This is a genomic window from Microbispora cellulosiformans (assembly GCF_008728085.1).
Classification (GTDB): Bacteria; Actinomycetota; Actinomycetes; order Streptosporangiales; family Streptosporangiaceae; genus Microbispora; species Microbispora amethystogenes.
Map to the genome: position 1 here is coordinate 325,943 of NZ_VYTZ01000006.1, position 15,942 is coordinate 341,884.

Genomic DNA, 15,942 nt, shown 5'->3' on the forward strand with positions numbered 1-15,942 from the left:
CTCAGAGAAGGGTTCCAACCCCGGGAGGGCCGTAGGCGTCGATACCCGCCCGCTCCTTCCTAGCGATCACCGTTAGCCCCTCTATCAGGAGGCGCAGTGAGGCCGCGCCGGTGAGGGCCCGGGAGTGAGATCGTTCCACCGTCACCGGGGTCCGGCGGCGATTCCCCGGCCGGGTCCCGCCGCCGCTACCGTTGCAGGGGTGGAGGAGATAGATCGCCGCATCGTCACGCTGCTGGCGGCGGACGGCCGGATGAGCTTCACCGATCTGGCCAAGGAGACCGGGCTGTCGGTCTCCGCCGTTCACCAGCGCGTACGCAGGCTCGAAAAGCGCGGAGTGATCCGTGGATACGCCGCGCTCGTCGACTACGACGAGATCGGTCTGCCCCTGACGGCGTTCGTCTCGATCAAGCCGAACGACCCCTCCGCGCCGGACGACGCCCCGGTGCGGCTCAGCCATCTGACCGCGATCGAGGCCTGCCACAGCGTCGCGGGGGATGAAAGTTACATCCTCAAGGTTCGCGTCGCCTCGCCGCTCGCCCTGGAGGAACTGCTCCAGCAGATCCGCGCCTCCGCGAACGTCAGCACCCGCACGACGGTCGTCCTCAGCACGCCGTACGACTACCGCTCCCCGGTGCTCGGAAGGGAACCGGACGTGGGCGCCGCCGAGGGGTGACCTAACCAAAGCGGGCAAACGTCCCACCAGGGGACGCATATGTGACTTCGTCACGCCCGATGATGGGGAAGGGCGGGACGGCACGTAGAATCTGGCGGCCTATGCCACCATCTTCGACGGGCGAGCTGGCCCGGGAGCAGAAGTACGTCGCGACGCTGTACGAGCGCCTCGACGTGCTGCGGGAACGCACGCGCGGGCAGCTCGACGCCGTGCTGGCCCAGGGGGCCTCCGGCACCCACCAGAACCGTTCGGAGCGCGACTCGTTCGCCGGCATGTACGCCCAGCGTCTCGCCCGTCTGTGGGCCGTGGAGCACGGCCTGTGCTTCGGCCGCCTCGACCTCGCCGACGACGGCGAGCCGGAGGAGAGCCGGGCGGAGGAGAGCCACGCCGGCGAGGACCAGACCGGCCAGGACCAGGTCGACGAGAAGCGGCTCTACATCGGCCGCATCGGCCTGTCCGACGACGACCAGCAGCGGCTGCTGATCGACTGGCGGGCCCCGGTCGCGCAGCCGTTCTACCGGGCCACCCCGGCCGCCCCGATGGGCGTCACCCGGCGGCGCCACCTGCACAGCCGTGGCCGTACGGTCACCTCGATCGACGACGACCTGCTCGACCTCGACCGCATCAGCGAGGCCGACCGGGCCACGCTGAACGGCGAGGCGGCCCTGCTGGCCGCGCTCGGCGAGAAGCGCACCGGCCGCATGCGCGACATCGTCGCGACGATCCAGGCCGAGCAGGACAAGATCATCCGAAGCGACCTGAACGGCGTGCTCGTCGTCCAGGGCGGGCCGGGCACCGGCAAGACCGTGGTGGCCCTGCACCGCGCGGCCTACCTGCTCTACACCTACCGGGAGCGGCTGGAACGGCGCGGCGTGCTGATCCTCGGGCCCAACCCGACGTTCCTGCGCTACATCGAGCAGGTGCTGCCGTCCCTCGGCGAGACCGACGTGCTGCTGTCCACGGCCGGCGAGCTGTATCCGGGGGTCACCCCGGGCAGGCGGGAGCCCGCCGAGGCCGCCGCGGTCAAGGGCCGGGGCGCGATGGCCCGGGTGATCGAGCGGGCCGTGCGGGAGCGCCAGCGGATGCCGCGCACGCCCGTGCAGATCAGGCTCGACAAGTTCACCCTCACCCTCGACCGGCAGACGCTGGAGGCGGCCCGCTCTAAGGCCGGCCGCTCGCGCCGGCCGCACAACCAGGCCAGGGCCGTGTTCGTCCGGCACCTGCTGACCGCGCTCACCCGGCAGGCGGCCCGGCACCTCGGGCGGGCCTCGCTCGACGAGGCCGACTTCGCCGACCTGCGCGAGGAGCTGCGCACCGAGGAACCGGTGCGGGTGGCGCTCAACCGGCTGTGGCCGTACCTCACGCCCCAGCAGCTGCTGATCGGCCTGTTCACCGACCGCGGCCGGATGACCGCGGCGGGGCTGGACGCGCGGGAGTGCGATTTGCTGCTGCGCGAGCCCCCCAGGCCGGGCGAGAGGCCCGGCGACAAGCAGGGGGAGAACTGGTGGAGCGAGGCCGACGTGCCGCTGCTCGACGAGGCCGCCGAGCTGCTCGGGGACATCGACGAGGGCGTGCTGCGCGCGGCCCGCAGGGCCGAGCAGGAGCGCGAGGAGCGCATCGCCTACGCCCGTGAGGTGCTGGAGCTGACCGGCCTCGCCGACGTGATGGACGCCGAGCGCTTCGCCGAGCGGCACCAGGCCGACGACCCCTACCTCACGACCGCCGAGCGGGCCGCCAGGGACCGTACGTGGGCCTTCGGCCACGTGATCGTGGACGAGGCGCAGGAGCTGTCGGAGATGGCCTGGCGGATGGTGATGCGCCGCTGCCCGAGCCGGTCGATGACGATCGTCGGGGACATCGCGCAGACCGGGTCGGCCGCGGGCGCCGCGAGCTGGGGCCGGGTCCTCGACCCGTACGTCGCGGGCCGGTGGCGTGAGGAGCGCCTCACCGTCAACTACCGCACCCCCGCCGAGCTGATGGAGGTCGCCGCCCGCGTGCTCCAGCTCGTCGGCCCCGACCTCAAGGCGCCGGAGTCGGTGCGGGAGACCGGGGAGCGGCCGTGGGCCCTGCCGGTCGCCTCCCTGGCCGAGACGGGCCCGCTGGCCGCCGCGGAGGTGGTCGAGGAGGGCCGCGTCGTGGTGATCGTCCCGGCGGGCATGGCGGCGGAGATCGGGGACATCGTCCGGTCGGCGGTGCCGGGCGCCGCGGTCGGGACGGGCCCGGCGGCGCTGGACGCGCCGGTCGCGGTGCTGCCGGTCGCCGAGGCCAAGGGGCTGGAGTTCGACGCGGTGATCGTGGTCGAGCCGGGGCTGATCCTGCGCGAGTCGTCCCGTGGGCCGAGCGACCTCTACGTCGCCCTCACCCGCGCCACGAGCCGCCTCGGAGTCGTCCACAGGGGTGAGCTGCCGGAGGTTCTGGAGGGCCTGGGACGGCGCTGAGCCGGACACCCCTCCTACCTGCGGAAACGTGGTGTTTGCGCTGGTCGGAGGGTGGTTGACAACTGCGCTGAGGTCGGTAGTTTGCTGCGCAGTCCAGCACGGGACTGACCGGTTGGCCGTACTGTGGCGCCGTCGGCTCCTGCGTCGATGACGGAGCGTGGCTCCCGGGCCTGACCTGGGAACACCTCCGTCAGCACACCAGGCGCAGAGCCGCGTCCCGCCTAGGCGGGGCACCCCAGCCGGCCGGGGGGTTGGACCCAGGAGGGGCCCGGGCGCCCAGTAGACAACGGAGCTCCGCGCCCGCCGCCGACGGGACGGAACCGGTCCGAAGGGCGCCCGGGACCCCTTTCCCCCTCTCCTCTTCGCGAAGATCACCACTGCGGCGGCCGTAGAGTGGCCGGGGCTCGGTTTGGCGGGCTCCGGAGTCGTCTGCGACCCTGGACCTCGGTGAGTACGGGGCAGGCGTGGCACCGGCTCGCGGCAGGTCATCGGGCTTCCAACAGACGCACCGGTGCTCGGAAGAGGCGAGGAGAGACCGCTCCGTGGCATTGAAGACGGCGCAGGAGCCGGCGTCGGCCGCCTCCCGCGCGGGCTCGTGGCGGGCGCCGGAGGCGCCGGCCCGCCTCGCCGCATCCGTCGTTGGCGGCGTACTGCTCTACCTGGCCTTCCCGCCGTCCGGCTGGTGGTTCTGCGCCCCGCTGGGCGTGGCGCTGCTCGCCCTCGCGCTGCGCGGCGCCCGCCTCCGCCGGGCCGCCTGGATCGGGTACGCGGGAGGGCTCGCGTTCCTGCTGCCCACGCTGGCGTGGGTCCGCCCCATCGGGGACGACGCCTGGCTGGCCCTGGTGGGCGTCGAGAGCCTGTTCTGGGCCGGGCTGGCCGTCGCGGCCGTGCTCGTGATGCGGCTGCGCCTGTGGCCGCTGTGGGTCGCCTGCCTGTGGGTGGCGCAGGAATGGGCCAGGGGGCTGTTCCCCGTCGGGGGTTTCCCCTGGGCGCGGCTGGCCTTCAGCCAGGGCGAGTCGCCGTACACGGGCTTCGCCGCGCTGGGCGGCGCCCCGCTTGTAAGTTTCACCGTGGCCCTCACCGGCGCACTGCTCGCCGCGCTGGTCAGGGGGCGTCCGCAGAGGTGGCGCGCCGACCGGGTGGTTGCCGGAACGTTCCTCGCCGCGATAGCCGTACCTGTGCTGGGGCTTGTCGTGCCCCGGCCCGGCGACGAGGGCAGGACTGTGCGGATCGGGGTCATCCAGGGCAACGTCCCTGGGCGGGGGATGAACTTCCTCGGCGACGAACCCGCCGTCGTGCTGCGCAACCACGCCGACGAGACGCACCGCATGGCGCAGGCCGTGCGCGCCGGCACGCTCACGCGCCCCGACATCGTGGTCTGGCCGGAGAACTCCACCGACATCGACCCCTACGACAACGCGTACGCCCGGGAGGTCATCGACTCGGCGGCCAAGGACATCGGCGTGCCGATCCTGGTCGGCGCGGTCGTCAAGATCGGGGCCGAGAACCGCGCCACCCGCGGGGTGGTCTGGGACCCGGTCACCGGGCCCGGCGCGTACTACGACAAGCGGCGGCTCGTGCCGTTCGGGGAGTACACCCCGTTCAAGGATCTGTTCCTGGCCCTGTCGTCGCGGGCCAACCTGGTCGGCCGGCAGTCCGTCTCGGGCGACCGGCCGGGCGCGCTGCGGATGGGGCCGGTCACGATCGGCGCGGTGGAGTGCTACGAGGTCGCGTTCGACGGCACGGTGCGCGACACGGTGCTGGCGGGCGGCACACCGCTGGTGGTGCAGACCAACAACGCCAGCTACGCGCTCACCAACCTGCCCCCGCAGCAGCTCGCGATGTCGCAGCTGCGCGCGGTGGAGTTCAACCGCGCGGTGGTCACCGCCGCGACCACGGGGATCTCCGCGTACGTCGGCCCGGACGGCCGGGTCGGCTGGCGGACCGGTGAGCTCGTGGCGGGCATGAACGTGCTGGATGTGCCGGTCAGGACACAGAAGACGGTGGCGGCGCGGGTAGGTGCGCTACCGGAGTGGGTTTTGGTACTCATGGGAGCCGGAGCGACGGTGGCGGCCATCTCTGGGGCCATCTCTGGGCGGAGGAGAAGCTGATGGAGCGGACCCCAGGGCGGGTGCTCGTTATCGTCCCCACGTACAACGAGCGGGAGAACCTCCCGCTGATCACGCGGCGGCTCCGGGAGGCGCTGCCCGACGTCCACCTCCTCGTCGCCGACGACAACAGCCCGGACGGCACCGGCCGCATCGCCGACGAGCTGGCGGAGCGGGACGACCACGTGCACGTCATGCACCGGACGAGCAAGCAGGGGCTGGGCGCGGCCTACATCGCCGGGTTCCGGTGGGGCCTCGCCGAGGGCTACGACGTGCTGGTGGAGATGGACGCCGACGGCTCCCACCAGCCCGAGGAGCTGCACAAGCTGCTCGACCTGGTGGCCGACGGCGCCGACCTCGCCATCGGCTCGCGCTGGGTGCCCGGCGGCAAGACCGTCAACTGGCCGGTCTCACGCGAGTTCCTGTCCCGGGGCGCGAACACCTACGTGCGGCTGGTGCTCGGCATCCCGGTCCGCGACGCCACGGCGGGCTTCCGCGCCTACCGCGCGGCCACCCTGGAGAAGATCGAGCTGGACGGCGTCGAGTCGCAGGGCTACTGCTTCCAGGTGGACCTCACGCTCCGGACCGTACGGCAGGGCCTGCGGGTCAAGGAGGCGCCGATCACGTTCGTCGAGCGCACCGTGGGCAGCAGCAAGATGAGCCGTAAGATCATCCTTGAGGCGTTCTGGCGCGTCGCCCTCTGGGGCATCGCCGGCCTGGGGGAGCGGTTTCGCCCACGGCGATAAGCGCGAAGGCGATCCACAGGAACCCCGGCGGGCGCGGGGACGTTGACCGCAACGTACGGGTGCCGGGGTGAGTGGGGCGAGAAATGGTGCGGATCGGGCTGTTCCTGGGGTTCCTCCTGGTGCCCGTCCTGGAGATCTGGTTTCTGATCCAGGTGGGCAGCGTGATCGGCGGGTGGCAGACGGTCGCCCTGCTCATCGCCGACAGCCTCGTCGGAGCCTGGCTGGTGCGCCGTGAGGGACGCCGGGCGTGGGCCGCGCTGCGCGGCGCCGTCGAGTCGGGACGGATGCCCGACCGCGAGCTCGCCGACGGCGCGATGATCGTGGCCGGCGGCACCCTGCTGATGACCCCCGGCTTCCTGAGCGACGTGTTCGGGTTCTTCCTGATCCTCCCGTTCACCCGGCCGATCGCCCGCCGGTGGCTGTCGTGGTTCCTCGGCCGCCGCGTACGGTCGCTCGCCGCCCGCTCGCCGTACGCGCCGCTGTTCGGCCAGGTGGAGCCGGACCCGGCGGCAACCGGTCGGGCGCGGTCCGGGCGCGGGGACGGCTCCCGCGGCCGGGTGGTGCGCGGCGAGGTGATCGAGGAGGACCCCCTCTCGACCCCCGGCGACAACCGCTCGCACTGACCCGAGCCCCGGCCCAGGACGCCTCGCCGCCGCGGCCCGGCCCCGGATGCGTCGACGCGTGGAGCGGACGGGGTCCGGACACGCCGCTGCCCCGGCGGCGGAGGCACACCGGGGCAACGGGGCTGGTTACGGGCGAACGCCCGTGCCGGAACCGGGATCAGAGGCCGGGGCCCCGATGGTCGCGGTCCCGCTCGGCGTCCGGATCCTCGTAACGGTCGCGGTTCTTCGCGTCGGTGCCGAAACGCTGCCCGGCGCGGATGTCCGGAGTGGCGTCGAAACGCTTCTCGGCGCGGGTGTCGGCGTCGCCGGCGAACCGTTCCCCGGAACCGCTCACCGGGTCGCCGTCCTCGAACCGCTCCTGTGACCTGCTCGCCGGATCGTCCATGTCGTACGGCTCGCTCGAGGTGACGCCGGTGTCGCCGCCGCCGAAGAGCTCGCCGGAACGGGTGGCCGGGTCGCGCGGCGCGAGCGGCTCACCGGGCCGCGTACCGGGGATCTCGGCGTCCAGCCGGTCCATGGAGCCGAGCGACGGGTCGTCGGTGCCGTACCGCTCCCCGCGGTGGGTCACCGCGTAGTCCGTCCCCGTACCCGCGTCGACGGTGTCATCGACGGTGCCGTCCGCGGTCTCGCCGGGGCGGCCCAGGCGCTCACGCTCGCGCCGCCCGACGCTGTCGGCCCAGCCGGTCAGGCTGCCGGGCTCGTTGGCGCGTTCCCAGGCCTCGTCCCAGCCCATGTCGTAGTGGCGGTAGAGCAGGCGCTCCTGCTCGGCGGACAGGTGCCCGCCCTCCTCCAGGTCGACGTCGGGGGCGTTCTTGACGTGCTCCTTGTCGTACGGGACCTCGATCCCGTCGGCCGTCACGTTCGCCTCGTGGAGGGGAACGAAAGCCTGCTTGGTGTGCAGCAGGCCGGTCTTCAGGCAGAGCCACTTCGGCAGGCCGGTCGCGTCGTCCAGGAAGACGTGCGCGACATCGCCGATCTTGTCGCCGTTCGAGTCGTGGACCGGGTGGTCGAGCACCATGGGGATCTGCTCGTGAGTGATCACGCGCTTCTCCTTGTCTCTCGCTTTATCGGTCCTTGTCTGGCTACCGCCGATCGGCCGGCGAAAACCACTTCCGCGCAAAAACACGGGCATCCGCGTCTTCCCCGCACCCGTTCTCCGTCCGCATCGGCCCAGGTGAACGGTGCCCGCCGCGGTACGGAACCCCGGCGGAAAAATTCGTCAGTGTCCTTCCCAGGGGCCGAGGTCGTCCTCTTTCCATTCGAGGCGGTCGGCCACGCCCAGCACTCCGTTGGTCCGCTCGACCATCCGGGTGAGGACGCGGGCCTGCGAGCGGCGTCCGACGGAGCCGGTGAGGGTCACCACCCCGTTCTCGACCGACACCTCGACGCCCGACAGGTCGGCCCACAGGCAGGTGCCGACGACGTCGTCGCGAATCTCGCGGGCGATGTCGGCGTCGCCGCGGGCGAGGACCTTGAGCAGGTCGTGCCGGCTGATGATGCCGACGAGCACGTCCTCGTCGTCCACGACCGGCAGGCGCTTCACCCCGTGCTCGCTCATCAGGCGGGCCGCGCTGACCACGCTGGTGTACGGCCGGGTGGTGAACGCGGGCGCGGACATGAGCTCGGCCGCGGTCACGCCCCGGGCCCGCTCCTGGGTCCGTACGGTCCCGTGCCCCACGGCCTCGCGGAGCCGGGCGCGCAGGGGCGGCCGGTAGCCCTCACGGTAGAACTGCTCGCGGAACTCCTCCTTGCGCAGCAGGTCGGCTTCGGAGACCAGGCCGATGACGTGGCCCTCGCCGTCCACGACGGGCACCGCGCTGACCCCATGGGCGATCATGATCTCGGCCACGTCGCGGAACGGCGTGCTGCCATTGACGGAGGCGACCTCACTCGTCATGACGTCCCGCACCTTCATGTGCATGATCGGCTCCTTCCGGACGTGGTCCTTCATCTCCCATCGCACCGCGCCGCGGACCCGGCGCGAAGGGACCGACGACCCTCCTGGCCGGGCCCTTCGCCACCACCCCGGTGCGGGCCCTTCGCCACCAACCCCGGTGCGGGCGTGCCCGCCCCCGGAGGGAGCGGTGGCCGAAAGTCCCGCCCACTCGGGACCTTCACCGCTCACCCGGGGGAACGCCGGCGGGGCACGCTGGCATGGAGAGACGGGAGGCGTCGTCATGACGGCGAAGGTGAAGGATGTCATGGGCAAGGTGGCCATCGCGGTGCGGATGGACGCGTCGTTCGCGGATCTCGTCGCCACCATGCGGCGGTTCGGCGTGGGGGCGGTCACGGTCATCGACGCCGACCGGCGCCCGGTGGGAGTGGTCTCCGAGGACGACATGCTGCTGAAGGAGATCGACCTGGGCGAGCGCGTCTTCGGCGGTCCGCGCCGGCGTGTGGAGCAGCGCAAGGCGGCGGGCACGAACGCCGGCGAGATCATGACGCGACCGGCGATCACGGTGACCGGCGGCACTCCCGTGCGCGACGCGGCCCGGCTGATGCACCGCAACCGCGTCAAGCAGCTCCCGGTGATCGACGCCATGAGCGGCCGCATCGTGGGCACCGTCCACCAGGGCGACCTGCTGCGCGTCTTCGCACGGCCCGCGGCGGAGATCCGGGCCGAGATCGAGCGGGTCGCCGGCCGGATGGATCTCGACCTCGGCGACCTCGACGTCGCCGTCTCCGGCGGAGTGGTCACGATCAAGGGGCAGGTGCCCCGCAGATCTGTCGTGAAGCCGCTGCTGCATGCCGTACGCCGGGTCGAGGGCGTCGTGGAGGTCGACGCCGACGACCTCGCCTTCCTCGTCGACGACCTGCTCATCGCGCCGCCGCTGCTGTAGCGCGGCACGCTACGGCGGCGGGGCCGGTACGCGCCCTGCGAGGGGGAAAGACCGTGAACACTCGCACATCTGAAGGGATCGCGCAGGCGGCGCGGGAGGCCGTGGAGGCCGCCCTGTGGGCGCCCTCGATCCACAACACCCAGCCCTGGTCGTTCGCCGTCTCCGGCGACGAGATCAGCCTGCGTGCCGACCCGGACCGGAGGCTGCGCGTCTCCGATCCCACCGGCCGTCAGATGACCATCAGTTGCGGCGCCGCGCTGTTCAACGTACGGATCACGCTGATGGCGCTCGGGTACGAGCCCGAGGTGCGCCGGCTGCCGAATCCGGAGGGCCCGATGCTGCTGGCCACCGTTCGGGTGCGGCCGGGACGCGAAGCGGGCGAGCACACCCGCCTGCTGTACGGCGAGGTCCAGCGCCGCCGCACCCACCGGGCCGGGTTCACCGCACTGCCCATGCCCGACCCGCTGACCGACGCGCTCGTACGGGAGGCCGCGGCCGAGGGGGCGCACCTCGCGCCCGTCAGGTCGGAGGCTCCGGCACGGGTGCTCGCCGCACTCACCGGGGCGGCCCAGGACGTGCAGGCGCAGGACCGGCAGTTCGTGCTCGAACTCACGCGCTGGGCCCGGCCTCCGGGCAGTGTGCGGCGGGACGGCGTGCCGGTGGCGGGCTACCCGACCGATCCCCGGCGGACCTACCCGCAGCACTTCGCGTCCCGCGACTACAGCAGGGGGCACGAGTGGGGGGCGGCACCCGAGGAGCGGGTGTCCACCTCGACCGGCCTCGTGGCGCTGCTCAGCACGCCGGGCGACGCCCGGGAGGACTGGCTGACCGCGGGGGAGGGACTGCAGCGGATGCTGCTGCACGCCTCCGCGTACGGGGTGAGCGTCGCCTTCCACACCCAGGCGCTGGAGATGTGCGAGCTGCGCGAGTTCATCCGCAGGCACCTGTGCTCCGGCGAGGCGCCTCAGATGATCATGAGAATGGGCTTCGTCCTCGACGAGAGCGAGAGCGTCCGGCGCACCCCTTCCGACGTCCTGGAGTAAGCCTCCACCGCGTGCCGCCGCCTGCCGCGTGCCGGGCGGCGCGTGCCGGGTGCTGGGCGGCGCGTGCCGCGTGTCGGGTGCCAACTGCCGGGTACGCCGCACCCCGCTGCCCGCCGCGAGCGGCGCGCCTCTGCGGATCGGGCGAGTATGCACGGCCTGAGTGCTATCGGCCGGATTTCCTCGCTTTCGTGTGGTCTGCGCGTGCGTGGAAGGCGGAGCCGTGGGCAGTGGAGACGGACCGCCGGCCCGCCCGAGGTCCCGCCCACGCCGTCCGGTCGGCCGGACCTCCGGCAGCGACCCTTCAAGGCTCACTCTGGGGGCTTGCTCTGGGGGCTGACGGTGGCGTGGACCATGCGTGGGAGGTGTGCCATGAGATCGATCGCCCGCTGGGTCGTGGCGGGGCTGCGCCGCTACCGGCCCGACCGGAACCCGCTGCGCCGCCGGTCGGACCGGATCGAGGCGGGGCTCGTGGCGGCCGTGCTGGTCGCGGTCCTGCTCGCGGTGTGGCCCGCCGTGCTGGCCGCCCGCGCGGCGTACGGCGGCGGGCACGCGGCGGCGGGGCCGGGGGCGCGGCACCTGGTCGAGGCGACGCTGACGGGCGGGGCCACCGCGAGCGCGGCCGACGCGCACGTCCTGCTGGGGGCGACGGCGGCGCGCTGGCCGCTGCCGGACGGCGGGGTCCGCGAAGGCATGGTGCCGGCGGCCCTCCTGCTGCGGGACGGGCCCCGGGCCCGGCTGTGGATCGACGGCGAGGGCCGACCGGTAACGCCGCCGCCGCATCGCGCCGAGATGACCGCCCGGGCGGGGCTCGCCGCCTTCGGCGTCATGGCCGGTGCCCTCGCACTGGCCGCCGCCGGTCTCGTCCTCGCGCGGCGGCGGCTGGACCGCGCCCGCTACCAGGCGTGGGACGCCGCCTGGGCCGACGCCGACCAGCGGTGGCGCAGGCATCGGATCTGACCGGTCTCACCGCGGGATCAGTGAGGCCGGTGAGGCGGTCACCGGCCTTGATCAGCGCATGAACTGGCAGACGTCACCGCCACCGGAGGCGTTCTGCACGTTGTTCTGCCCGGCGTTGGTGACGGTGCTCTGCTGCGGGCCGCCCAGGAAGGACGGCGTGTAGACGCCGACGAGATTCTGGTTGTACCGGCCGTTGCCGGACCGGTAGGCCCTCGCGTGGGTCCGGGAGCCCCGGGCCACCTGCCGTACGCCCGGACCGGGTTTGGCCGCGACGGCGCGCGGCCGATGGCGGTGCGCCGTCGCGGCGTCCGCCGGAGGCGGTGCGGCCAGGGTGACCGCGGCCGCCGCGGCGGCCAGCAGCGCGGCCACGCCGAGGCGCAGGACCGGCGGGGCAGGTTCGGATCGGAGAGCTTCCGCGCGGAGAGGCACCACCGGAGAACCTCCTACAAATCCGGCACTAAGTGGGCACAAGCGACATATGTTCCGTACCCGCACTATTGGGGCGAGGCATGCGCCTTGGGGAAGCAGGGGAAGGGAAATTACCCGCGAAACGACCGTTACGGCCCGGCACCCACCGGTTCACTTCGACTCCACCGCCCCCAACGGTTCGGGCATGGCGTTCAGCGCGGCGGTCGCCTCGGCCCAGGCGGAGTCGCCGGGGTAGAGCGTGGTGCGGAGATAGGCCCAGACGAGCGCCCGCAGCGCGGCGACGCGCTCGGGGTTCTCGTCGGTCGTCTCCGCACCGTCGTACATGGCCACGCCGCCGAGGCCGTGCTCGGCCCCGAACAGCGTCAGCAGGCTCTTGGGGCCGGGGCTGAGGTGGTAGGCGTCGGCGTGCCAGTCCTTCCGGTCGGAGAACGCCGGGTTGTGGTCGTTCTCGCCGACGACGACGAGGGCGGGCGTGGTCATCGAGGCGAAGTCCGTGGTCTTCAGGACGGAGAGGTGCTCGGACGCGAACGCGGCGAGGTCCTCACCTCCGCCCGGCGGAGCGAGGAGCACGCCCGCCCCGACGCGGGCGTCGGAGAGGTCCACCGGCGTCCCGTCGGCCGGATCGGCGACCCCCTGGCCGCACAGCAGTCCTACTGTGTGGCCGCCCATCGAGTGCCCGGCCGCGGCGATCCGGCTGTGGTCCAGGCGTCCCCCGAGGCCCGGTACGGCGGCCTCGATCCGATCGAGGTGATCGAGGATGTGGCGCATGTCCTCGGCCCGGGACCGCCAGTACACCGGCGCCTCCGGGTCGTCCGCTTCGCGCAGCCCCAGCGTCATCGAGTCCAGGTGGGTGGGCTGGATCACGACGAAACCGTGGGCGGCCCAGAAGTCCGCGAGGGGCCCGTAGCCGTGCAGGGAGGAGACGAAGTTCGACGGCCCGTGGCCGTGCGACAGGAGGATCACGGGCAGGTCGCCCCCGGTCGCGGGCGCGGAGACCTTGATCCGCAGATCGACGGCCCGGCCCGGGACCGGCAGCACGACAGGGCTGAAGGTCGTGACAGGGGTGGGATCGCCGACGGGAATGCCGGCGGCTTCGGTGAACGGCGTGCTCATACGAGACTCCTTGAGCTGGGCGCCGGGCGGGACCGGCGGGCGGGATCGGTGGCGGGGGGCGTTCAGGCGGCGGAGCGTTCGGTGACCGGCCGGCGGCGGAGGTCCGGGCGCAGAAGCGCCGGGGGCCGGTAGGCCTGGTCGAGCGCGCCGACGTCGGTGCCGGGCGGGACGATCTCGTCGATCTGGTCGAGGATCTCGTCCGTGAGTGTGACGTCGACGCCGGCGAGCAGGTCGTCGAAGTGCTCCATCGTGCGCGGCCCGATGATCGCGCTGGTCACGCCGGGATGAGCGATCGCGAACGCCATCGCGAGGTGGGTCATCGGCAGGCCCGCCTTCTCGGCGACCGGGATGAGCCGCTCGACGGCGTCGAGCCGGCGCTCGTCGTTCAGGTGCCGGAAGAGGCCCGCGCGGCGCAGGTCGTTGTGCTGCCCCCTGCGGACGCGGCCGGTGAGCAGCCCCTGCGCGAGCGGGCTCCACACCAGCGTGCCCATCCCGAAGCGCTGCGCGACCGGCAGCACCTCGCTCTCGATGCCGCGGTTGAGGATCGAGTAGGGCGGCTGCTCGGTGTGGAACCGTTCGAGGCCGCGCCGCTCGGCGACCCACTGCGCCTCGACGATGTCGGAGGCGGGCATCGTGGACGATCCGATCGCGCGGACCTTTCCGCTGCGGATCAGGTCGGTGAGCGCGGAGAGCGTCTCCTCGACGTCGGTGTCGGGGTCCGGCCGGTGGATCTGGAAGAGGTCGATGTGGTCCGTCCCCAGCCGGCGCAGCGAGTTCTCGACCGCGGTCATGACCCAGCGCCGCGAGGCGCCCTGCCGGTTGGGGTCGTCGCCCATCGGGCGGCCCATCTTGGTCGCCAGGACGACGTTGTCGCGACGTCCCCGGAGCGCTCTGCCCACGACCTCTTCGGAGTCGCCGTAGACGTCGGCGGTGTCGATGAAGTTGATCCCCGCGTCCAGCGCCTTGTGGATGATGCGGATCGAGTCGTCGGGGTCGGGGTTGCCGAAGGACGTGGCGAACATCATCGCGCCGAGGGCGAAGGGGCTGACCTTGATGCCGGTGCGGCCCAGGGGTCGGTAACGCATGCGGGAACTCCTGACGACGAGTGGTGACGGTGACCGGGCGGTGACCAGGCAGGGGCCGCCGGTCGTGCGGGCACGGGGGTGTGAAGGCCGGAGTGCGGGACGCCGGGGCGTGCCGTATCCTGAGACGAAGCGGAACGACTTTCCGGAAACGACTATACGGAACGGCTTTCCGGTTATGCAAGCGAAGGAGGGCCGTGACGGAGAACGCTGTGCCGGGGAACGCGGTGGCGGCCGCCGGCTCGACCGGCGGCACGGGCTGCTCGGGCGCCACGAGCGGCACGAGCGGCACGGATGGTACGAGCAGTGCCGGCAGGGCGGGCGCCACTGACGCCACCGGCACGGGCGGCGCGCCCGGGCGCGCGCCGCGCCGGCTGCGCGCCGACGCACAGCGCAACGTCGACTCTTTGCTCACGGCGGCGAAATCCGTCTTCGCCACCTCGGGCGTGGACGCGCCCGCGAAGGAGATCGCCGACCTGGCCGGGGTCGGAGTCGGCACGCTGTATCGGCACTTCCCGCAGCGTTCCGACCTGGTCAAGGCCGTGTTCCAGCGCGAGGTGGACGCCTGCGCCGAGGCGGCCCCGGCGCTGATGGCGGAACACGGGCCGGGAGAGGCGCTCGCCCGGTGGCTCCACCGGTACACCGAGTTCGTCGCGACCAAGCGAGGCCTCGCCGCCGCCCTCCACTCGGGCGATCCGGCGTTCGACGCCCTGCCGGGCTACTTCATGGGACGGCTGGGGCCCGCACTCGGGTCCCTGCTCGACGCCGCCACGGCGAGCGGCGAGATCCGCACCGGCGTCGGCCCCGAGGACCTTCTCCATGCCGTCGCCAACCTGTGCCTGCCCATGGCGGGCGAGGGAGCGGCTTTCAGCCGGCGCATGGTCGGGCTGCTCGTCGACGGGCTCCGCTACGGCGCCGATGCGAGGCAGGCTCACTCTTGAGCGCGGGAATCTTGCCGTTTTCGTCATCTCTGTCGCCATTTAGGTAAAAGATACGTCGCTGCAACCCCATAACCCTTCTTGTCGTATATGTCTAAAGAAGAGATAGGGGTACGGGGCGTTCTGATGCTGACTAAGCGAATCTCGGTCTACGCGGGTGCGGGCCTGCTGGTGTACGCGGCCGCCGCCACGATGATGGAACGACGCGCGCGGAAGGCTCTCGCGGCCGAGTGCGACCGGCTGCGCTGGTTCGCCGCCGACCTGTCACACGAGCTACGCACCCCGCTCACGGCCGTACGGCTCGAACTGGAGGACGCGGCCCAGGACGCCGAAGCCGACGTCGTGTCGCTGACCGAGCGCCTGCTGCCCAGCCTCGACCGGGCGGAGGCGGTGGTCACGAGCATGCTCCTGCTGACCGGGCGGCAGGCGGGTGACGAGGGGCGCGAACTGGTCGACCTGGGCGACCTCGTCGGCCGGGAGGTCGCCTCGCGCCGCGATCCCTTCCCGGTCACGGTGCGCCTGTCCGGCCAGGTCAACGTCAGCGCCGTGCGCGAGCAGATGCGCCAGGTGCTCACCAACCTGCTGGACAACGCCCAGCGGTACGCCCGCCGCGGCGTGGTGGTGGAGGTGTCTCGGCATGACGGCATGGCGCGGATGCTCGTGGACGACGACGGGGACGGCGTCCCCGAGGCCGACCGGAGGCGGGTGTTCCAGCGGTTCACCCGGCTCGGCGGCCACCGCGACCACGACGGCGGCGGGCTCGGACTTGTGATCACCCGGGTCATCGCCGAGGCCCACCGGGGCAGCGTCGAGGTCGAGGAGGCGCCGTCGGGCGGCGCCCGTTTCGTGCTCCGCCTGCCCGCCGCCTGACAGGCTCTCGGGGCCGCCTGACAGGGCCCCTGACGGGATATCTGACCCGCCGCCTGACGGGTTCCTGACGGACGAGGGCCGC

General features: G+C 72.7%; 15 protein-coding genes. 10 read left to right on the forward strand and 5 right to left on the reverse strand.

All coding sequences use genetic code 11. From position 1 onward, the window contains the following. Positions 1–199: 199 nt before the first annotated feature. From F5972_RS18560 to F5972_RS18580, 5 genes are all read left to right on the forward strand, one after another. Entirely contained in the window at positions 200–673 is a 474-nt protein-coding gene (locus F5972_RS18560; protein WP_150934812.1) for an Lrp/AsnC family transcriptional regulator, read from the forward strand. A 101-nt stretch (positions 674–774) separates the two neighbouring features. Beyond that, positions 775–3,111, forward strand: coding sequence for a HelD family protein (locus F5972_RS18565; protein WP_150934813.1), 2,337 nt, complete (start codon positions 775–777; stop codon positions 3,109–3,111). 542 nt (positions 3,112–3,653) lie between these two features. Then, entirely contained in the window at positions 3,654–5,222 is a 1,569-nt protein-coding gene (gene lnt / locus F5972_RS18570) for an apolipoprotein N-acyltransferase (RefSeq protein WP_225311619.1), read from the forward strand. Beyond that, positions 5,222–5,965, forward strand: a complete 744-nt coding sequence (locus tag F5972_RS18575; protein WP_150934814.1) for a polyprenol monophosphomannose synthase — start codon at positions 5,222–5,224, stop codon at positions 5,963–5,965. The genes lnt and F5972_RS18575 overlap by 1 nt, the downstream gene beginning before the upstream one ends. 83 nt (positions 5,966–6,048) lie before the next feature. Further along, a complete protein-coding gene (locus F5972_RS18580) occupies positions 6,049–6,588 on the forward strand; it encodes an FxsA family protein (RefSeq protein WP_150934815.1) in 540 nt (179 codons plus the stop codon). Between the two features lie 157 nt (positions 6,589–6,745). Here the strand turns inward: F5972_RS18580 and F5972_RS18585 are convergent, their stop codons facing one another. After that, positions 6,746–7,630: a PRC-barrel domain-containing protein gene (locus F5972_RS18585; protein ID WP_191910195.1), complete on the reverse strand. Its 885-nt coding sequence runs from the start codon at positions 7,628–7,630 to the stop codon at positions 6,746–6,748. A 177-nt stretch (positions 7,631–7,807) separates the two neighbouring features. After that, positions 7,808–8,509 carry a CBS domain-containing protein gene (locus F5972_RS18590; RefSeq protein ID WP_150934817.1) on the reverse strand — a complete coding sequence of 234 codons (702 nt, stop codon included), beginning with the start codon at positions 8,507–8,509 and terminating at the stop codon, positions 7,808–7,810. Between the two features lie 256 nt (positions 8,510–8,765). Here F5972_RS18590 and F5972_RS18595 point away from each other — a divergent pair, with 256 nt between their 5' ends. The 3 genes from F5972_RS18595 (at position 8,766) to F5972_RS18605 (ending at position 11,428) form a co-directional block, all read left to right on the forward strand. Next, positions 8,766–9,428, forward strand: a complete 663-nt coding sequence (locus tag F5972_RS18595; protein WP_150934818.1) for a CBS domain-containing protein — start codon at positions 8,766–8,768, stop codon at positions 9,426–9,428. A gap of 53 nt (positions 9,429–9,481) precedes the next feature. Next, positions 9,482–10,471 (forward strand): Acg family FMN-binding oxidoreductase, encoded by a 990-nt coding sequence (locus F5972_RS18600; protein ID WP_150934819.1) that lies wholly within the window; start codon positions 9,482–9,484, stop codon positions 10,469–10,471. A gap of 369 nt (positions 10,472–10,840) precedes the next feature. Next, positions 10,841–11,428 (forward strand): Rv1733c family protein, encoded by a 588-nt coding sequence (locus tag F5972_RS18605; protein ID WP_150934820.1) that lies wholly within the window; start codon positions 10,841–10,843, stop codon positions 11,426–11,428. Between the two features lie 51 nt (positions 11,429–11,479). On the opposite strand, the gene F5972_RS18610 is transcribed toward F5972_RS18605, so the two are convergent. From F5972_RS18610 to F5972_RS18620, 3 genes are all read right to left on the reverse strand, one after another. Continuing rightward, the gene (locus tag F5972_RS18610; protein WP_150934821.1) at positions 11,480–11,860 is read right to left on the reverse strand and encodes a hypothetical protein; all 381 of its coding nucleotides are present in this window, start codon (positions 11,858–11,860) and stop codon (positions 11,480–11,482) included. 147 nt (positions 11,861–12,007) lie between these two features. Beyond that, the gene (locus F5972_RS18615; RefSeq protein ID WP_150934822.1) at positions 12,008–12,970 is read right to left on the reverse strand and encodes an alpha/beta hydrolase family protein; all 963 of its coding nucleotides are present in this window, start codon (positions 12,968–12,970) and stop codon (positions 12,008–12,010) included. Positions 12,971–13,032: 62 nt separating this feature from the next. Continuing rightward, positions 13,033–14,055 (reverse strand): aldo/keto reductase, encoded by a 1,023-nt coding sequence (locus F5972_RS18620; RefSeq protein WP_150934823.1) that lies wholly within the window; start codon positions 14,053–14,055, stop codon positions 13,033–13,035. A gap of 194 nt (positions 14,056–14,249) precedes the next feature. Between F5972_RS18620 and F5972_RS18625 the strand changes: the two genes are divergently transcribed. Together F5972_RS18625 and F5972_RS18630 are read left to right on the forward strand one after the other, a co-directional pair. Continuing rightward, on the forward strand, positions 14,250–14,993 hold the full coding sequence (locus tag F5972_RS18625) for a TetR/AcrR family transcriptional regulator (RefSeq protein WP_225311620.1): 744 nt from the start codon (positions 14,250–14,252) through the stop codon (positions 14,991–14,993). 123 nt (positions 14,994–15,116) lie between these two features. After that, positions 15,117–15,860, forward strand: a complete 744-nt coding sequence (locus F5972_RS18630; protein WP_191910196.1) for a sensor histidine kinase — start codon at positions 15,117–15,119, stop codon at positions 15,858–15,860. Positions 15,861–15,942 lie beyond the last annotated feature (82 nt).